This window comes from Pollutibacter soli (assembly GCA_029269725.1).
GTDB classification, from domain to species: Bacteria; Bacteroidota; Bacteroidia; order Chitinophagales; family Chitinophagaceae; genus Pollutibacter; species Pollutibacter soli.
Map to the genome: position 1 here is coordinate 345,668 of JARJHS010000007.1, position 17,725 is coordinate 363,392.

The 17,725-nt window shown below is 41.9% G+C and carries 16 protein-coding genes; 13 read left to right on the top strand and 3 right to left on the bottom strand.

Features of this window, described 5'->3' with window-relative positions; all coding sequences use genetic code 11:
- Positions 1 to 105: 105 nt before the first annotated feature.
- Positions 106 to 690 carry a L,D-transpeptidase family protein gene (locus tag P2W82_RS18070; RefSeq protein WP_336517327.1) on the top strand — a complete coding sequence of 195 codons (585 nt, stop codon included), beginning with the start codon at positions 106 to 108 and terminating at the stop codon, positions 688 to 690.
- 175 nt (positions 691 to 865) lie between these two features.
- Here P2W82_RS18070 and acs read toward each other — a convergent pair whose 3' ends face one another.
- On the bottom strand, positions 866 to 2,779 hold the full coding sequence (gene acs / locus P2W82_RS18075) for an acetate--CoA ligase (RefSeq protein WP_336517328.1): 1,914 nt from the start codon (positions 2,777 to 2,779) through the stop codon (positions 866 to 868).
- A gap of 66 nt (positions 2,780 to 2,845) precedes the next feature.
- Entirely contained in the window at positions 2,846 to 3,868 is a 1,023-nt protein-coding gene (locus tag P2W82_RS18080) for a zinc-binding alcohol dehydrogenase family protein (protein ID WP_336517329.1), read from the bottom strand.
- A 182-nt stretch (positions 3,869 to 4,050) separates the two neighbouring features.
- Here P2W82_RS18080 and P2W82_RS18085 point away from each other — a divergent pair, with 182 nt between their 5' ends.
- From P2W82_RS18085 to P2W82_RS18130, 10 genes are all read left to right on the top strand, one after another.
- Positions 4,051 to 5,595, top strand: coding sequence for an MFS transporter (locus P2W82_RS18085; protein WP_336517330.1), 1,545 nt, complete (start codon positions 4,051 to 4,053; stop codon positions 5,593 to 5,595).
- 11 nt (positions 5,596 to 5,606) lie between these two features.
- The gene (locus P2W82_RS18090) at positions 5,607 to 5,849 is read left to right on the top strand and encodes a DUF6814 family protein (RefSeq protein ID WP_336517331.1); all 243 of its coding nucleotides are present in this window, start codon (positions 5,607 to 5,609) and stop codon (positions 5,847 to 5,849) included.
- A gap of 117 nt (positions 5,850 to 5,966) precedes the next feature.
- Positions 5,967 to 6,878, top strand: coding sequence for a gliding motility-associated ABC transporter ATP-binding subunit GldA (gldA, locus tag P2W82_RS18095; RefSeq protein WP_336517332.1), 912 nt, complete (start codon positions 5,967 to 5,969; stop codon positions 6,876 to 6,878).
- 51 nt (positions 6,879 to 6,929) lie between these two features.
- Positions 6,930 to 8,219 carry a phosphopyruvate hydratase gene (gene eno / locus P2W82_RS18100; protein WP_336517333.1) on the top strand — a complete coding sequence of 430 codons (1,290 nt, stop codon included), beginning with the start codon at positions 6,930 to 6,932 and terminating at the stop codon, positions 8,217 to 8,219.
- Between the two features lie 253 nt (positions 8,220 to 8,472).
- A complete protein-coding gene (locus P2W82_RS18105; protein WP_336517334.1) occupies positions 8,473 to 9,867 on the top strand; it encodes an integrin alpha in 1,395 nt (464 codons plus the stop codon).
- 66 nt (positions 9,868 to 9,933) lie between these two features.
- Positions 9,934 to 10,227, top strand: coding sequence for an FtsB family cell division protein (locus P2W82_RS18110; protein WP_336517335.1), 294 nt, complete (start codon positions 9,934 to 9,936; stop codon positions 10,225 to 10,227).
- Positions 10,228 to 10,380: 153 nt separating this feature from the next.
- Entirely contained in the window at positions 10,381 to 10,623 is a 243-nt protein-coding gene (locus P2W82_RS18115) for a hypothetical protein (protein ID WP_336517336.1), read from the top strand.
- Positions 10,624 to 10,668: 45 nt separating this feature from the next.
- The gene (gene nth, locus P2W82_RS18120) at positions 10,669 to 11,343 is read left to right on the top strand and encodes an endonuclease III (RefSeq protein WP_336517337.1); all 675 of its coding nucleotides are present in this window, start codon (positions 10,669 to 10,671) and stop codon (positions 11,341 to 11,343) included.
- A gap of 95 nt (positions 11,344 to 11,438) precedes the next feature.
- Positions 11,439 to 12,686 (top strand): MFS transporter, encoded by a 1,248-nt coding sequence (locus P2W82_RS18125; protein WP_336517338.1) that lies wholly within the window; start codon positions 11,439 to 11,441, stop codon positions 12,684 to 12,686.
- Between the two features lie 25 nt (positions 12,687 to 12,711).
- Positions 12,712 to 13,905: a Gfo/Idh/MocA family protein gene (locus P2W82_RS18130; RefSeq protein ID WP_336517339.1), complete on the top strand. Its 1,194-nt coding sequence runs from the start codon at positions 12,712 to 12,714 to the stop codon at positions 13,903 to 13,905.
- 53 nt (positions 13,906 to 13,958) lie between these two features.
- Here P2W82_RS18130 and P2W82_RS18135 read toward each other — a convergent pair whose 3' ends face one another.
- Positions 13,959 to 15,803 carry a 2-oxoacid:acceptor oxidoreductase subunit alpha gene (locus P2W82_RS18135; RefSeq protein WP_336517340.1) on the bottom strand — a complete coding sequence of 615 codons (1,845 nt, stop codon included), beginning with the start codon at positions 15,801 to 15,803 and terminating at the stop codon, positions 13,959 to 13,961.
- A 185-nt stretch (positions 15,804 to 15,988) separates the two neighbouring features.
- On the opposite strand from P2W82_RS18135, the gene P2W82_RS18140 reads away from it, so the two are divergent.
- Both P2W82_RS18140 and P2W82_RS18145 read left to right on the top strand, forming a co-directional pair.
- Positions 15,989 to 16,744 (top strand): Bax inhibitor-1/YccA family protein, encoded by a 756-nt coding sequence (locus P2W82_RS18140; RefSeq protein WP_336517341.1) that lies wholly within the window; start codon positions 15,989 to 15,991, stop codon positions 16,742 to 16,744.
- Positions 16,745 to 16,913: 169 nt separating this feature from the next.
- Positions 16,914 to 17,603, top strand: coding sequence for a hypothetical protein (locus P2W82_RS18145; RefSeq protein ID WP_336517342.1), 690 nt, complete (start codon positions 16,914 to 16,916; stop codon positions 17,601 to 17,603).
- Positions 17,604 to 17,725: the final 122 nt, after the last annotated feature.

A 17,725-nucleotide genomic window follows, 5' to 3' on the forward strand; every position in this document is an offset into this window, starting at 1 on the left:
AGCTGTCCTCTGGCAGCTTTTTGATTTTGTTAAAAACGTTACGTTAAACAGAAAGAGTAATAAAATTTTCTTTCTAACCGCTCGTTTAATCCGTAATCAGTTTTTATGAATCACCTATCCCGAAAACTAATATCCGGCGCCACAATAATTTCCGCATTTTTCGTGCTTTCCGGTTTTACCTCAACCGTTTCACCCGGGAAAGAAAAAAAGAAAAAAGCGACAACAAAAAAGACTACTTCATTTCCGCCATCACCGTACAAAATTGTGATTGATAAATCGGATTTTGAACTCCAGGTTTTTGATGCTGACGGCTGGCTGGCTACTTATCCTGTTGTTTTTGGGAACAAGAAACAGGAAGACAAAAAAATGGAAGGTGATCGCTTAACTCCGAACGGCACATTCAAAATAACTTTCAAAAAATACCATAAGGAGTGGGGATGTTTTATGTTGATCGATTATCCCACTAAAGAAAGTTATCAGCGATTCAAGGATCGTAAAGCAAAGGGAATGATTCCCAAAACAGCAACTATTGGAAGTGGTATTGGAATTCATGGAAGCCGGCCGCATGAAGAATATGTTGTCGACAAATTCATTAACTGGACCAACGGCTGTATCTCCACTAAATACAGTGATATTTTTGAGTTGTATGACCTGATTCCGTTGGGAACAGAAGTAATTATCAAAGAGTAAACAGGTAGCACGCAATACGCAGCAAGGCGCACAATTCAATGATCACTGTGTTCAATTGATAAGCACGTTGGATTTGATTCGACTGAGCTAAAAACTAATTTTTTTTCTTTAAGAGGTACGACTAACCCGCTCCGGCTGTTTCACTTTCAACTTTCAACATTTAAATTTTAGTTGGTTACAGCTTACCCTTACTGATGTCGTCCACGACTGCAGGATCCAGCAGGGTAGTGGTGTCACCCAGTTTTTCCATTTCACCTTCAGCGATTTTGCGCAGAATACGTCGCATGATTTTTCCGCTTCGTGTTTTAGGCAGGCCGCTTACAAACTGAATTTTATCTGGCTTTGCAATAGGCCCGATAATGCGACTTACAGTAGCAGTAATATCTTTTCTGATCAGCTCGTCTTCATGATGTTTTCCGCTGTAGATTACATAGGCATAAATGCCTTGTCCCTTTATTTCATGGGGATATCCAACAACAGCACTTTCAACAACACCGGCATGCATGTTAATAGCATTTTCGACTTCTGCGGTGCCGATGCGATGGCCGCTCACGTTTAGTACATCATCAACCCGGCCTGTAATCCTGTAAAATCCATCTTCGTCCCGCAGGCATCCATCACCAGTAAAGTAAAGGTCAGGATAAGTTGAGAAATAGGTTTTGCGACAACGCTCGTGATCGCCATAGGTGGTCCGCAGAATACCCGGCCATGGAGCTTTAATGCAAAGATTACCTGAGACGCCATTTCCCTCAATTTCATTTCCATTTTCATCCACTAATACAGGCTGCACTCCTGGCAAAGGCAAAGTAGCAAATGTTGGTTTAGCAGGTGTAACACCAGCCATATTGGAAATAAGCATTCCTCCTGTTTCTGTCTGCCACCAGGTATCTACTATCGGGCATTTCTTTTTGCCGATATGCTCGTCGTACCAATGCCACGCTTCTTCATTGATTGGTTCACCAACGGTACCGAGTACCCGTAAGGAATCAAGTTTTTTATTTTCAAGCGGCGCAAGACCATAACTCATCAGGCTGCGGATGGCTGTGGGGGCCGTGTAAAGAATATTCACTTTGTGCTTATCCACGATGTCCCAGAATCTGCCGGCATCTGGCCATGTGGGAATTCCTTCAAACATTAAAGAAGTTGCTCCGGCACTTAACGGACCATATAAAATGTAGGAGTGACCGGTAATCCAACCAATGTCTGCTGTACAAAAATGTACTTCGCGTGGTCTGTACTGAAGTACATTGACAAAGCTGTAATTAGTATAAATCATGTATCCTGCAACCGTATGAACAACACCTTTGGGCTTTCCGGTCGATCCTGATGTGTACAGGATAAACAGCATGTCTTCTGCATCCATTTCTTCAGCAGCAACGGCAGGATTTCCCATCGTTTCCACTTTGTAAATTTCATCTTCCCACCAAACATCACGCCCTTTGATCATGCTCACGGGAGTCCTTGTACGAGTATATACAATCGTTCTTTTTACAAAAGGGCAAACGACCAGTGCGTCATCAATTACTGATTTCAGTGGTATATCTTTTCCTCCACGGAAAGCTCCATCGCAGGTGATAATGTATTCAGCTTTCGCGTCCTGTAAACGGTCCGCAATGCTTTGCGCACTAAATCCTCCGAAGATAACAGAATGTATTGCTCCTATTCTTGCGCAGGCCAAAACAGCAATGGCAAGCTCAGGAATCATTCCCATATAGATACAAACACGGTCACCTTTGGTAACACCGTTGTTTTTTAGTACCTGTGCAAACTGGCAAACTTTGAAATGAAGTTGCTTATAGCTCAGCGTGCGATGATGTTCATGCGGATCGTTCGGTTCCCATATGATCGCAGGTTGATCGGCAATTGTTTTCAGATGCCTGTCGAGGCAATTCTCAGTAATATTCAGTTTTGCACCCTGGAACCATTTTATGGAGGGCTCTTTGAAATTCCATTCGAGTACCTTATCCCATTTCTTCCGCCATATAAAATGCTCAGCGATTTCTCCCCAGAAAGACTCAGGGTCGTTTACACTTTTCTCCCAGGCTTCTTTGTATTCCTGAAATGATTTTATCTGATAAGGATAAGACATAACAACCGTTTATATTTAAGAGACCGGAAAGTTAAACAATTATTTTTTCGATATACAATGATGATATTAAACATCAAAGCGGATCATCGCTTTTATGTTTTTGTTTTTTGAAATGGATTTGTCCATAAACCAATCGGCTGCATCATTGAATGAGATATTATCCGATATGTATGGAAAAATTCCGAGGCCGTTGTTTTGAAAAAAATGAATAACATCTTCAAAATCTTTATGGGTCGCATTGCGGCTACTCATCAGCGTAGTTTCTTTTCTATGAAAATCAGGATGACTGAAATGAAATGCTTCCTTCTGAATACCTACCAGCACAATCTGACCGCCAAAAGATATCAAAGGAAGAGCAGATTCAATTGCGGCAAGGTTTCCTGTTGCTTCAAATACCGTTGAAACTCCATCAGAGCCGGTTATTGCCATTACTGCATCCTGTAAATTTTCTTTTTTAGAATTGACAACCTGTAAGCCTGGAATAGTTCTGCATATTTTCAATCTTTCATCATCGATATCCGCGAGAATTACTTTTATACCTTTGCTGATTGCCAGTAAGACCAATCCAATCCCTATCGGCCCTGCTCCTAAAATCAGTACCTGTTCTTCTCCTTTAATCCCAGCTCTGGATAGAGCATGCGATCCAATGGCAAAGGGTTCAATCAACGCAAGATCTTCAGTTGACATATTCGTATTTGAAATAATGGATGACGCAGGAGCAGCAAAATATTCCTGCATCGCACCGTCGATATGTACGCCGGCAACCTTAAGCCTACTGCAGCAGTTTGTTTTGCCGATCCGGCAGGAATAACAGTGACCACAATAAAAATAAGGCATAATGGTAACGGGTTCACCTACACGAAAACCGTAACCATTGGGATCGGCGATTTCTGCACTTATCTCATGACCGAGAATCCTGGGATATTCGAAATAAGGCTGTCTTCCCGAAAAGGCATGTAAATCCGTACCGCAGACGCCAATCCTTTTTACTCGCAATAAAACATCGGTGGTGCCCGGAACTGGAATAGGTCGCTCTTCATATTGCATTTTTCCAGGTTCGGCACATACTATCACTTTCATCTTTGTCATGTTCTGATTTTATTCCGGGATGAAAATTCAATCAAACTTAACCCGATTTCAATATTGAATTAAAGATAGAAGACAGCCAAATGGATAATTCTTTTTTTATGCTGAATCTCTAACGAACATCATTTATATTTAACAGTTTCAGGAGTTCCTTTTCATCGATTGTAACTGAACTAAACAGCCAAATGAGCAAAGCAGTTAATATTTCCGAAAATAAACAAATACGTCAGGTAATTGCAGCATCTTCGGTAGGAACACTTATCGAATGGTATGACTTCTATATCTTCGGTAGCCTCGCGCCGATTATTGCAGCTCAGTTCTTCCCAAAAACAAATCCAACTGCAGCACTGCTTTCGACGCTGGCGACTTTTGCAGCGGGCTTTATCGTGAGACCTTTTGGCGCACTTGTTTTTGGCCGTTTAGGCGATCTGGTTGGAAGGAAGTATACTTTTTTACTAACACTGATTCTTATGGGAGGTAGCACTTTTGCTATAGGGCTGATTCCGGGTTATGGCAAAATCGGATTCGCCGCTCCTCTGCTCGTTTTGTTACTCAGATTGATACAGGGTTTGGCATTGGGAGGTGAATATGGTGGTGCAGCGACTTATGTAGCTGAGCATGCTCCACCGGCCCGAAGAGGTTTTTTTACTTCATGGATTCAGACCACAGCAACATTAGGTTTGCTTTTATCGCTGGGTATTATCCTGTTGACAAGGCAAAGCCTCGATGCAAAACCAGAGGTTTCCATAGCAAAGTTCGAAGATTGGGGTTGGAGAATTCCTTTCTGGGTTTCTATTCTACTGGTCGGCATATCGATATATATACGGATGCGAATGAAGGAGTCGCCGATGTTTACAAAACTGAAATCAGAAGGGAAAACTTCCTCAAATCCATTGAAAGAAAGCTTTACAAACAAGAGCAACCTTAAAATGGTGCTGCTGGCTTTGTTTGGAGCAGTTATGGGCCAGGGTGTGGTTTGGTATACAGGCCAGTTTTATGCCCAGACTTTTCTTGAGAATATTTGCAAGACGGATTTTGGGCAATCTCGAACTATATTGATCTGGGCAATTGTGCTGGCAACGCCGTTGTTTATATTTTTTGGTTACTGGAGTGATAAGATTGGAAGAAAATGGATCATGATGACTGGATTATTACTTGCTGCTCTTACTTATCGCCCGATTTATAAGCAGATGATCGAAGTTACCGCAACCTCGTCCGCTCTTGTACAGGACGGATTAACAAAAGTAGAAAGGTCTTTGACGCCCATTGAAGGGAAAAATTATGGATTGCTTACGATGACAACATATACTCATTTTGATAATGGTATATTAGAGAAACAGGTTGTAAAAGATACACTCTATAACACCGATCAAAAATCAGTTAAGCCGGAAAAGAAAATGAGCCGCACTCTGCCGCAGAATAAATACTGGCAGATGGTTATGCTGATATTTATTCAGATCGTTTATGTTACCATGGTGTATGGTCCCATAGCAGCATTTCTTGTCGAGCTTTTCCCCACGAAAATCAGGTATACGTCAATGTCACTCCCTTATCATATTGGCAATGGTGTATTTGGCGGGCTGACGCCATTTATAGCATTGCTTCTTACAACAATTTACACGCAGGATGCGCTCGTAGGTCTTTGGTATCCGATAATAGTTGCCGCTGTGTGTCTTGTTATTGGAAGTCTTTATATCAATAACCGGATCGATAAAAATGTAAACGATTAAAAACTTGGCAGATGAATGGATTAAAAAAAATTGCAGGACTGATATGGATGCTTGCTGCACCGGTGCTGGTTTACGTATTGGTTAGTACGGCTATATCTGAAATTAATCGTAACCCTGTTATTGATACTAAAATTCAATGGGGGGTGTTTGTTGTTGTTTTTATCCCGATCGCGATTGGATTTTTTGTTTTCGGATGGCTGGCATTTAAGGGTGAGTACAGCCAGCTTCCGGAAAAATCCGAAGATATCAGGTAACGCCGGTTAACCGAAACAGCGAAACCTGCCCCATTCAGAAAAATATTCGGATTCTAACAATAACTGCAATTCCTATTATCAGGATTCATTTCTTTTCTTTGTAATCAATTCAAGACAATGTCGATAGAGGTTAGTCACCTGTTAAAAAAATACGGAGAACAGAAAGCGGTAAACGATGTCAGCTTTTCTGTTGGCAAGGCTGAAATTGTCGGTTTTCTGGGACCTAACGGTGCAGGGAAGTCAACCACCATGAAAATGATCACCGGTTACCTCGCCCCGGATGCTGGAGAAATATCCGTATGCGGAATCGATGTCAAAAAATTCCCGCTCGAGTCGAAGAAAAAAACGGGTTACCTGCCGGAAGCAAATCCACTATACTATGATATGTATGTGAGAGAGTACCTGGATTTTATAGCCGGCGTTTATAAGATCAGCTCTAAAAAATCAAAAATCGAAGACGTAATAAATTTAACTGGTTTGACGCCGGAAGCCGCCAAGAAAACAGGTCAGCTTTCAAAAGGATATAAGCAGCGTGTAGGCCTGGCTGCAGCATTGATTCATGATCCTGAGGTGTTGATTTTGGATGAACCGACAACAGGGCTTGATCCGAACCAGATTATTGAAATTCGCGAAGTGATCAGGAATCTCGGCAAAAACAAAACTGTGCTTTTCTCATCCCATATTTTACAGGAAGTTGAAGCGCTTTGTGACAGAATTATCGTTATCAACAAAGGGGAAATGGTTGCGGACGAAAGGATCACTGTACTTCAGAATAATAGCCAGGGACAGTCAGTGAGCGTAAGTTTTCGAGAAGCCCTGGAAGAAGAATGGATCAAAAGAATTCCGGCAGTGATATCATATGAAAGCCCGGACAAGATGCAGTGGAAGCTTCAGACAAATAACCCGGACCTTCTCAAAAAACAACTCCTTGAGATGTCTTTGCAGCATAACCTGAATATCGTTTCTTTGCAATCCGAGAATAAAAACCTGGAAGAAATTTTCAGGAGCCTTACCCGAAAGGAAAATTGATTTGCACCCGGCACTTCATATTATTCATTCCAAACATTTAAACCAACTATTATGAGTTATATTACTGATGTACATGCAAGGCAAATCCTGGACAGTCGCGGAAACCCGACAGTTGAAGTCGATGTAATTACTGAAGATGGAATTACGGGCAGGGCTGCTGTACCATCGGGAGCTTCTACCGGCAAACACGAAGCGGTAGAACTGCGCGATGGCGATAAAGCAATGTATGGAGGTAAAGGAGTGCAGAAAGCAGTAAATAACGTTAATGATATTATCGCAGACCAGATCATCGGTCTGAATGTAAATGAACAGGCCTATATCGATAGCATGCTTATATCGATCGATGGTACTGAAAATAAAGAAAACCTCGGTGCTAACGCAACACTTGCTGTATCGATGGCAATAGCGAAAGCAGCAGCGCAGGTAAGTCATCTGCCACTGTATCGCTATCTGGGGGGAGTTAACGCAACAACGTTACCAATGCCATTGATGAATATCCTGAATGGTGGTGTACATGCTGATAATAAGATCGACTTCCAGGAATTTATGATTATTCCTGTAGGTGCTGATACTTTTTCTGATGGCTTACGCTGGGGTGTTGAAATTTTTCACCAGTTAAAAACTGTACTTAAGAAAAAAGGATACAGCACAAACGTAGGTGATGAAGGTGGTTTTGCTCCGGATATTCAGAGCAACGAAGAAGCAATTGAAACGGTACTGGCGGCTATCGAAGCGGCAGGATATAAGCCAGGAGAACAGATTGGAATTGCATTAGATGCGGCGAGCAGCGAAATGTTTAGCGATAAGGACCAGACTTACAAATTCTATAAGAGTTCAGGGAAAGTTATCAGCAGCGATGAAATGGTAGCTTACTGGGCTTCCTGGGTTGACAAATATCCTGTTATTTCCATCGAAGATGGTATGGCAGAAGATGATTGGTCAGGTTGGAAAAAACTGACTGATGCGGTAGGAAGTAAATGTCAGCTTGTTGGTGACGATCTGTTTGTAACCAATGTAAAGAGGTTACAGGAAGGCATCGACAAAGGCATCGCAAACAGTATCCTGATCAAAGTAAACCAGATTGGCACAATCACGGAGACCATCAATGCGGTTCATCTTGCGCAGATCAACGGGTACACGAGCATTATGAGTCACCGTAGCGGAGAAACTGAGGACACCACCATTGCTGACCTGGCTGTTGCATTGAATTGCGGCCAGATAAAAACAGGTTCAGCATCCCGCACAGATCGTATGGCAAAATATAACCAGCTGATTCGTATTGAAGAGGCGCTCGGCGGTAATGCAATCTATCCAAAAGGAAAGATCAAATTCCGAAAGTAGCGTTTAAGTATACTTGATTATTAAAGAATTAGGATTTCAAAAATGTAATAAAGTGCCCGCTCCTGGTTTCATAAAATGATGAAAATCAGGGCGGGCATAAGTTTTGAAAGAAATTTTCTGTGTAATTGCTTTAAAGTACAAAAGATGTTTTGTATTTTTCTGCTCCAATCCCCTTAGAATTCCCCTTAGAGATTCCAATTTTTCCTAGCGGAAGCCAGTCTATTTTTTACAAACCACAAAAAAGACCGGTTTTATGCGGACAAGTTTCACCCTCCTGTTCAAACGACTTGCAGTGCTTATGGCTGCGGTAATATCTATCTCATCGTTTAAACATTCCAGCGGACATTTCGCCAATAATTTCAGTTACGCTGTTTCGCCTGGTGGAGATATCAATGGCGATGGATATGGCGATGTCATCCTCAGTATTTTCAAACTCGAATTTGGTGTTAGCAAAGAAGGAAAGGTGTTTCTGTATTATGGTACAGGTAATGGCCTTTCTGCAAACCCTGTATGGTCAGGCTCACTTTCGCAGGCGGATGCCAATTTCGGAGAGGTTGTAGCGAATGCAGGAGATATTAATGGTGACGGATTTGGCGATGTAATTATTGGCGCTTCGCATTATAGTAATGGCGAAGACAATGAAGGAGCAGCTTTCGTGTACTACGGATCTCCTTCTGGTCTTTCAAAAGAACCATCCTGGATTATGGAAAGTAACCAGGCCAATGCATTTTACGGGGGTTCTGTCGCGTCAGCCGGCGATGTGAATAAAGATGGATTTGCTGATGTGATCATTGGAGCACATTTCTTTGATAACGGTGAAACAAATGAAGGAAAAGTATTTGTATATCTCGGTTCGGCAAGTGGTTTGTCAAAAACTCCATTCTGGGTCGCAGAAGGAAACCAGGTGGGAGCCAATTTTGGGAAGGCTGTTGCTTCGGCAGGCGACGTAAATAAAGATGGCTATTTTGATGTTATAGTAGGTGCACCCAATTTCGATAACGGTCAGAACAATGAGGGACGTGCATTTATTTTTCTTGGATCCCCGGTGGGTATGACTCAGTCGGCAGCATGGACCGGTGAAAGCAACCAGGTGGAAGCTAATTTTGGGAATGCTGTTGCAAGTGCCGGAGATATTAATGGTGATGGTTTTGCCGATGTAATAATCGGGGCTAACAGGTATGATGAAGGAAAAAGTAATGTTGGAAAGATCTATGTCTATCTCGGTGCTGCTAATGGGGTGAGTATGTATCCGGATTGGACATATTCCGGTGCAATCATGGATGGTAATCTCGGTCTTTCTGTAGCGCCTGCAGGCGACATCAACGGTGACGGTTATGGTGAATTTATTGTAGGCTCCTATCTATTTAATATAGATCAGCCAAAAGGTATCGCTTATGTATATACAGGTTCTAAAAAAGGAGTTTCTGATAAAGTTGTAGAGATCGATATGAATAATCCTGATGTGACTGTGGGCCAGATGGTATCATCTGCGGGTGATATTAACGGTGATGGATATGCTGATATCATCGCAGGAGTGATATGGAGTAGTGGCGGCGGTTCCGGTGCCCAGGGCAAAGCAATGCTTGTTCAGGGTTCTTCAGCCGGTTTAAAACTTAATGGAACCAAGGATATGGCGATGAACCAATGATAACTTTATTCTGTTAAATAAGAGTTCCTGAAATAAAATGGCTATTTTTATTTCAGGATTTTTTTTATGCGATCTGTTACCAGCTTATTGAAAAATAAATATTTCCTATCCAGCCTTTTGTTTGGATTGTGGATGATTTTCTTTGATCACAATGATATATTTCAACAGAATGCCCGTAGCCGTGAGTTGAGAGAACTGGAAGAAAGCAAAGCATTTTATCAAGGTCAGATCAAGGAAACCTCTGATGAATTAAAAAAAATCGAGGCGAATAACAGAGCGTTGGAAAAAATCGCCCGTGAGAAATATATGATGAAAAAAGATAATGAAGATCTGTACATTATAACTCCGACAGAACGCTGATTTACAATAATTTTTTACCTCCAGCTGCAATAAAGAAGACCTTACTCCGTTTTTAGAGAGGTTACTCCCTCTAACTCCCCCTTTGAAAGTTATCCCGATTCTTTTATCCTTTCGATGAACCAGGCTAGCCCGGATAAACCACATTTACCGGAAATGACCAGATTTATGAACAATTTTACGCCTGAAGACATGATTCGTTTTTTGTACAACGAGATGGATGCTGAAGAAAAAAATGCATTACAGCGTGCACTGGAAGCAGATTGGGCTTTAAGAGAAAAGTTCGAAGTATTGAAAGAGGCTATTAAAAGTCTTGATACTTTGTCGTTCTCTCCAAGGCCGCAAGCTATCTTTTCTATCATGCAGTACGCAGAAGCGGCAAAAGTCGATCAGCACTGATACGAATTCATCCCTTTGATTTAGTTTAGCGGGATTAAGTTCCTTATGACTATCAAAGAGAGGTATCAGTATGTATTCAACTACTTCCAGCAGCATTCTCCGGAACCTGAAACGGAATTAATTTACGATAACCCCTTTCAGTTACTCGTAGCCGTAATCCTCTCGGCACAGTGTACAGATAAGCGGGTGAATCAAACTACCCCCGAAATTTTTGCGAGGTACCCCGATCCTGCGCTCCTTTCACAAGCCACCTTTGACGAACTGTTCCCATTGATAAAAAGCATTTCTTATCCGAATAATAAGACCAGGCATCTGATCGGAATGGCAAAGATGCTGATGGAAGAATTTAAAGGTGAAGTTCCAATGACTGTTGAAGAACTGGTCAGGCTTCCGGGAGTTGGAAGAAAAACTGCCAACGTTATTACTTCTGTTATAGATGAACAACCTAATATGGCGGTGGACACTCATGTGTTTAGAGTATCAGCCAGGTTAGGGCTCACAAAAAACGCGAAGACTCCCTTACAGACGGAACAACAACTGATAAAGCATATACCCAAAGAACTCATTCATAAAGCTCATCACTGGCTAATACTTCATGGCCGGTATATATGCCTCGCGAGAAATCCAAAATGTGACGAATGCGGATTGCGGAATATTTGTTTATACTATAGGAATTTAGGTTCTGAATTAAACATTAAAAGAACAAAGCAAAAGCTTTGATTTTTTAATTGTCACGTATTTGCAGAATGCTTATTTTGGTTCTCCATGATTTGTATTTACAATATCAATAATACCCACAGAAATTTTTCCTGCTTATGAAAAGTAGTACAGGCGTTTTGCTTTCCATTATGATGTTTCTTCAGTTCTTTGTCTGGGGTGCCTGGTACGGACAGATGAGTAAGTACATGACTGATCAATTGCATGCGACCGGTGACCAGGTAGGCAATGCATATGCGGTATTTTCCATCGCTATGATTTTCGCTCCTTTTTTTATCGGGATGCTTGCTGACAGATATTTTGATGCACAGAAAGTACTCGGTGTTTTAAATCTTTCAGGTGCTGCCATTCTGTTAGTCCTTACCAAGATTACGGATCCCAATGTTTTTACAGGCGTGATGCTCGTATATTGCCTTACGTTTGCTCCAACCATTGCATTGACAAGTTCTATAGCAATGCGCCACATGACCAATCCCGAAAAACAGTTTCCTGCGATCAGGGTTTTTGGAACGATTGCCTGGATTGCTGTGGTGAATCTTGTTGGGTTTATGGGTGTGGGAGATAAGGTTACTATTTTTCAGATTTCGATGATCAGTGCTGCAATACTGGGAGTGTTTGCATTTTTTCTTCCGAAGACTCCACCGGTAGCCACAGGCAAAGTGAGTTTTGGACAGATCGTTGGCCGTGATGCATTTGTACTTTTTAAGGACCGGTCATTCCTGATTTTCTTTATATCTTCTGTATTGATTTGTATTCCGCTATCATTTTATTATACCTGGGCCAATCCCTCACTTACGGATTCATATAAGGCGGCATTTCCTTTAATGGACCCGACTACTTTTAAGATCGAAAACAAGATGTCGCTTGGGCAGGCATCGGAAGTAATCTTTATGTTGCTCCTGCCTTTGGCATATAAAAAGCTGGGAGTAAAGAATATTCTGATCATCGGGTTAATTGCCTGGATCATCAGGTTCCTTTGTTTTGGTTATGGCGATGCAGCTACTTCCCCATGGATGCTTTATGCTGCAATACTATTACACGGTGTTTGTTACGATTTCTTTTTTGTAACCGGAATGATCTATACTGATTCTAAAGCTGGGGAGAAGATCAAGGCCCAGGCCCAGGGATTAATTTCTCTTGCTACATATGGCCTCGGAATGTTTATTGGTTCCAAGCTTGCAGGTATTGCAAAAGACTGGTATACAGTTTCCAGTCCACCATCTGCAGACGTCACCAACTGGTTGAAAGTGTGGTATGTACCAGCAGGAATCGCCGCTGTAGTTCTTGTTTTATTTTTGCTTTTCTTTCAGGATAGAAAACAACAGAAGGTCGCTCAAACAATTTAATTATCCATTTAAAACATAAAAGAATATGCAACGCATTGCAATGCTTGGTTCGGGGTTTATCGGGAGATTTTATGCTGATTCTATTCAGGGTCTCCGCAGTCAGGATAAAGTGGTTTCTGTTTATTCACGCAGTGAAAAAAATGCGAAAAAATTTGCTGATGACTATGGATGCAGCCACTGGACAACAGATATGGAAGAATCTGTAGCACATCCTGATGTGGATGTCGTTTGTATTTCATTGCCCAATAACCTGCACGAAACTGCGGTTAACCTTTGCTGTAAGCACAAGAAAGCTGTAATCACAACCAAGCCTTTAGGAAGAAATGCGGTTGAAGCAAAACGCATGCTGGAAGCTGTGGAGAAGGCAGGCATCTTCAATGGATATTTGGAGGACCTGGTATATACGCCTAAATCTTTAAAAGCGATTGAAAGCGTAAAGAACGGAGCGATCGGAAGAGTACTCTGGGCAAAGTCTAGAGAAACTCACCCTGGCCCGCACAGCGATTGGTTCTGGGATATCGAGCAAGCTGGCGGCGGTTGTATCCTTGACCTTGGCTGCCATTGTGTGGAACTCAACCGTAGTTATATCGGGAAAGATATCAAACCTGTTGAAGTGATGTGCTGGGCAGATACCCAGGTAAAACCCATCGATGCAGAGGATCATGCGATCGCATTGGTGAAATATGAAAACGGTGCCATAGGACAATTTGAAGTAAGCTGGACTTTCCGCGGCGGACTTGATCTGAGAGATGAAGTAATGGGTTCTGAAGGAACGATCTGGATCAATAGTTTTCTGCGTACAGGTTTCGATATGTTTACTACCGGGAAGGGTGGAAATTATGTGGCTGAAAAAGCAGAATCCAATTCCGGCTGGTTATTTCCGGTAGGAGATGAATTGAATGAATTGGGTTACAATCATATGTTCAATGATATGTTTTCTGCCATTGAAAAAGGAACTCCCCCGAAAGAAACTTTCTATGATGGTTATGTAGTGAATGCCGTACTGGATGCGGCATATCGCTCAGCGAAATCAAAACTGTGGGAACCGGTGCAATTAGATATCTGGCGCGGTCGTGTAGGCGTATCAAAAGATAGTCACCTGGTGGAATATGATGCAGACCATTATCTGGTGAAAGAGGAAGTGACGCACTATGGCGCGAAAAAACTGATTCTAAAATTGAAGTCTACAGGAAAGATTGTAGAGAAAGTTGTGGAATAAGGTATAAGATTAACAGACCAAACAGGTTTTTAAAACCTGTTAGGTCTGTTTAATTATAGCATATTTCTTAAAAAAGATACAAGTTCTGTTTTTGTAATTGGTACTCCTTTGATTTTATTATATCCTTTCGCATCAACCAGGTATTTATCGCGGATAATTTTTATCAGCTGACCATTGTTAATTTCCGGAACAAGTACCTGTTTAAAATTCCGCAGGATATTGCCCAGGTTTTTAGGGAAAGGACGAATATAACGGAGATGGGCATGCGAAACAGAAAGTCCCTGATCCTGCAATTCAGTTACTGCACTGCGGATCGCACCATAAGTACTTCCCCAGCCCAACACAAGTATATCGCCACTGTCCGGTCCACTGTCGAGTTTTTGTTCCGGAATATAATCGGCAATCTTTTCAACTTTTGCTTCGCGCGTCTTTACCATGTGCTCATGATTCTCGGAATCATAGCTCACGTTGCCGGTAATATCTTCCTTTTCCAAACCTCCGATCCTGTGTTCAAGACGCGGTGTTCCTGGAATTGCCCAAGAACGAACCAGTTTTTCATCTCGCAGATAAGGACGGAGCTTTGTTTCGCCTTCGTCGAGTGCTTTTTTAAAGCTCACGTTTATTTCAGCGAGATCTGCTGATTTTGGAAAGCGCCAGGGCTCTGCACCATTGGCAATATATCCATCACTCAAAAATAACACCGGCGTCATGTGCTGAACAGAAATCCGAACCGCTTCAAAAACCGCATCGAAACAATCGCTCGGCGTTGAAGCAGAAATTACAGGCATCGGGCATTCTCCGTTTCTTCCGTAGTATGCCTGCAGTAAATCACTTTGTTCTGTTTTTGTCGGAAGTCCGGTAGAAGGCCCACCTCGTTGAATATTACAGATGATCAACGGAATTTCTAACATAACGGCAAGGCCTACTGCTTCTGCCTTCAGTGCAAGACCCGGTCCTGAAGTTGTTGTAACTGCAAGAGAGCCGCCATAACTGGCACCAATAGCCGCAGTAATACCTGCAATTTCATCTTCTGCCTGGAAAGTTCTTATTCCGAAATTCTTATACCTGCTGAGCTCATGAAGAATATCAGAGGCAGGAGTGATCGGGTAAGAACCGAGGAATAGAGGAAGTCCGCTTTTTTCTGAAGCTGCAATCAGGCCATAAGCCAGTGCCTGGTTTCCCATAATGGAGCGATACATGCCCGGTTCCATTTTGGCTTTATCTACCTTATACCTTGTTGTAAAGGTTTCTGTGGTGTCACCAAAATTGTATCCTGCCTGTAAAGCTTTTATATTACTGTTGAGAATATCGTCTTTCTTACCAAATTTCTCCTTTAGAAAACTGATCGTATTGATCATGTCACGGTTGTACATCCAGTAAAGGAAACCCAGGATAAACATGTTTTTTGCACGATCCTTTTCCTTTGTACCCATCGTGAACTCCTTCAGCGCCTCGCGGGTAAGTTTGGTTACATCGATCTTTATCACTTCAAATCCACTCAGGCTGTCGTTATCCAGTGGGTTAACTCCGTCGGGGTAATTCGCAAGACGAAGATTCTTGGCGTCAAAACCATCTGTGTTGGCAATAATTCGCCCACCTCTTTTTAAGGAGCGAAGATTTGTCTTCAGTGCCGCGGCGTTCATCGCAACAAGAACATCACATTCGTCGCCCGGTGTATATACTTTATCAGAAGAAAATCTGAGTTGGAATCCACTCACTCCCGGAAGCGTTCCCTGCGGGGCTCTAATCTCTGCTGGAAAATCTGGAAAAGTTGCTAAATCAATCCCTAGCAAAGCCGTATTGTTCATGAACTGGGAACCGGTCAATTGCATCCCGTCACCGCTATCGCCGGCAAATTTGATTACTACATCCTGCAGTAATTCTTCTTTTCTGGTCATAATCCTAAATATCTATAAAATTAAGACATCACGTGAGATTGTCCCGGACTAAAAATTCCGGAAAGATTTATTATTACGCTAATATGAGAACAGGGTTAGAATCGATTTTTAAGGATTTTAATCAATTGGAAAATATGAACTTTGCGTAGTATTAATTATTTTGTCGTACTAAACTCTATTGACCTATGGCGCTTTTTAAATCGGGCAATCCGACCGTTTCAGAAAAATCATTCGAAAAGTCTCTTGTAATCAATACTGGAGAAGTCATGACCGTGCGCGGAACCATGAACAAATTTGGTTTCCTGTTTCTTATGGTGATGGCTACAGCATTTTATACCTGGAATGCCTTCTTTGGCGGACAGGACGTAATGGGGTATATGTTGACCGGTGCATTCGGAGGTTTGATCGTGGCATTGGTTATTGTATTTAAACAACAGTGGGCAGCTTATCTCGCTCCTTTATATGCGTTGCTTGAAGGTTTGTTTGTCGGTGCGGTATCTGCATATTATAGTGCAAGATTTGCCGAATCTGCCCCATATATTATTATACAGGCTGTGTTACTCACTTTCGGAACTGCGGTATCGATGTTCTTCCTGTATCAGTTTAGGGTTATAAGAGCTACAGAAACTTTCCGTTCTGTAATCTTCACTGCTACCATGGGCATTGCGATATTTTATTTAATATCATGGGTGCTGAGGATGTTTGGCATTACTATTCCTTTCATTCACGAAGGCAGCACATTTGGAATAATCTTTTCACTGGTAGTGGTAACGATTGCTGCGCTAAACCTTATCCTCGATTTTGATATGATCGAACGTGGCTCCGAGATGGGTGCGCCAAAATATATGGAGTGGTATGGCGCTTTCGGGTTGCTTGTAACCATTGTTTGGCTGTATCTAGAGATCCTGAGGCTCCTTGGGAAACTGAATAGCAGGGACTAAAATATTGATTTTCAATAGAGCCACCCTTCAATTTCGATGGGTGGCTTTTTTTATTCGGTGAGCAACCTTGCAAGAGCAAGATATCGGTATTTACTTTGTTTTCAGGTAATACTTACATACCCCTATCGTAAAAGTCCGATAGCAAGTAGTACCGGAAAATTCAAACCAAATGAACACAAAACAAAAGCTCAGCCTCGTAGTAACTTTAATGATAACCCTTGCATCGTTTACGAATGCAACTGCACAAACCGCACAGGTTGATTCTGCGGTGGTTGTTCCGGAAGTACAGGCTGTACAGGTAGTATTTATCGATTTTACTGCTTACGCAGAAGCGAAATCAAATACTATTGAATGGTCCACCATACTTGAAGCAAACCTCGACAAATTTATAGTTCAGCGCAGTATCAACGGTGAGCCTTTTGCAACGGTTGGTGAGATCAAAGGACGTGGTCGCCATGGAAGCGTTACTCAATATTATACTTTCTCTGATATTACCCCGGCAAACGGAAAAAATGTCTATCGCTTATTAATGGTAGACATCCACGGTAATGCTAAGATTTCTGAAATTAAAACGGTTAGCTGGAATTCAAATGTTGAATTGAATTCAACCTTTCACACTTACCCTAACCCTGCTCGTCCTGGTGATCAGATTCAGATCAATGTTAAAGAGAAAGGTCAGTATCTCGTACAGTTTTTTGGTTTGGGCGGAAAGCAAGCCGTTTCTATGAAGGTGAATGGTGGTGGATCTTCAGCATTCTCGGTTAATATACCTTCAATGTTGGGTAAAGGGTTTTATGTGATCCGTTTAACCCGCCTTGACAATAATCAGAGTTCGTCTCAGAAGATTATGGTGATTTAAAATACATGGATTTGTTTTTTTATAGAAGAGGCCGTCTCAAAACAATGAGTCGGCCTCTTTTTATTTTTTTAGGTTGGCGTATAAGTTTTTTCAATTACCCATCAAGGATTTCGATGAAGTGT

What these genes read in the sequence shown, in the direction of transcription:
- P2W82_RS18145 (WP_336517342.1), top strand. Translation starts at nt 16,914, where the DNA reads ATGAACACAAAACAAAAGCTCAGCCTCGTAGTAACTTTAATGATAACC.
- nth (WP_336517337.1), top strand. Translation starts at nt 10,669, where the DNA reads ATGACTATCAAAGAGAGGTATCAGTATGTATTCAACTACTTCCAGCAG.
- P2W82_RS18130 (WP_336517339.1), top strand. Translation starts at nt 12,712, where the DNA reads ATGCAACGCATTGCAATGCTTGGTTCGGGGTTTATCGGGAGATTTTAT.
- P2W82_RS18125 (WP_336517338.1), top strand. Translation starts at nt 11,439, where the DNA reads ATGAAAAGTAGTACAGGCGTTTTGCTTTCCATTATGATGTTTCTTCAG.
- P2W82_RS18140 (WP_336517341.1), top strand. Translation starts at nt 15,989, where the DNA reads ATGGCGCTTTTTAAATCGGGCAATCCGACCGTTTCAGAAAAATCATTC.
- P2W82_RS18105 (WP_336517334.1), top strand. Translation starts at nt 8,473, where the DNA reads ATGCGGACAAGTTTCACCCTCCTGTTCAAACGACTTGCAGTGCTTATG.
- P2W82_RS18115 (WP_336517336.1), top strand. Translation starts at nt 10,381, where the DNA reads ATGACCAGATTTATGAACAATTTTACGCCTGAAGACATGATTCGTTTT.
- gldA (WP_336517332.1), top strand. Translation starts at nt 5,967, where the DNA reads ATGTCGATAGAGGTTAGTCACCTGTTAAAAAAATACGGAGAACAGAAA.
- P2W82_RS18090 (WP_336517331.1), top strand. Translation starts at nt 5,607, where the DNA reads ATGAATGGATTAAAAAAAATTGCAGGACTGATATGGATGCTTGCTGCA.
- P2W82_RS18085 (WP_336517330.1), top strand. Translation starts at nt 4,051, where the DNA reads ATGAGCAAAGCAGTTAATATTTCCGAAAATAAACAAATACGTCAGGTA.
- acs (WP_336517328.1), bottom strand. Translation starts at nt 2,779, where the DNA reads ATGTCTTATCCTTATCAGATAAAATCATTTCAGGAATACAAAGAAGCC.
- P2W82_RS18070 (WP_336517327.1), top strand. Translation starts at nt 106, where the DNA reads ATGAATCACCTATCCCGAAAACTAATATCCGGCGCCACAATAATTTCC.
- P2W82_RS18135 (WP_336517340.1), bottom strand. Translation starts at nt 15,803, where the DNA reads ATGACCAGAAAAGAAGAATTACTGCAGGATGTAGTAATCAAATTTGCC.
- P2W82_RS18110 (WP_336517335.1), top strand. Translation starts at nt 9,934, where the DNA reads ATGCGATCTGTTACCAGCTTATTGAAAAATAAATATTTCCTATCCAGC.
- eno (WP_336517333.1), top strand. Translation starts at nt 6,930, where the DNA reads ATGAGTTATATTACTGATGTACATGCAAGGCAAATCCTGGACAGTCGC.
- P2W82_RS18080 (WP_336517329.1), bottom strand. Translation starts at nt 3,868, where the DNA reads ATGACAAAGATGAAAGTGATAGTATGTGCCGAACCTGGAAAAATGCAA.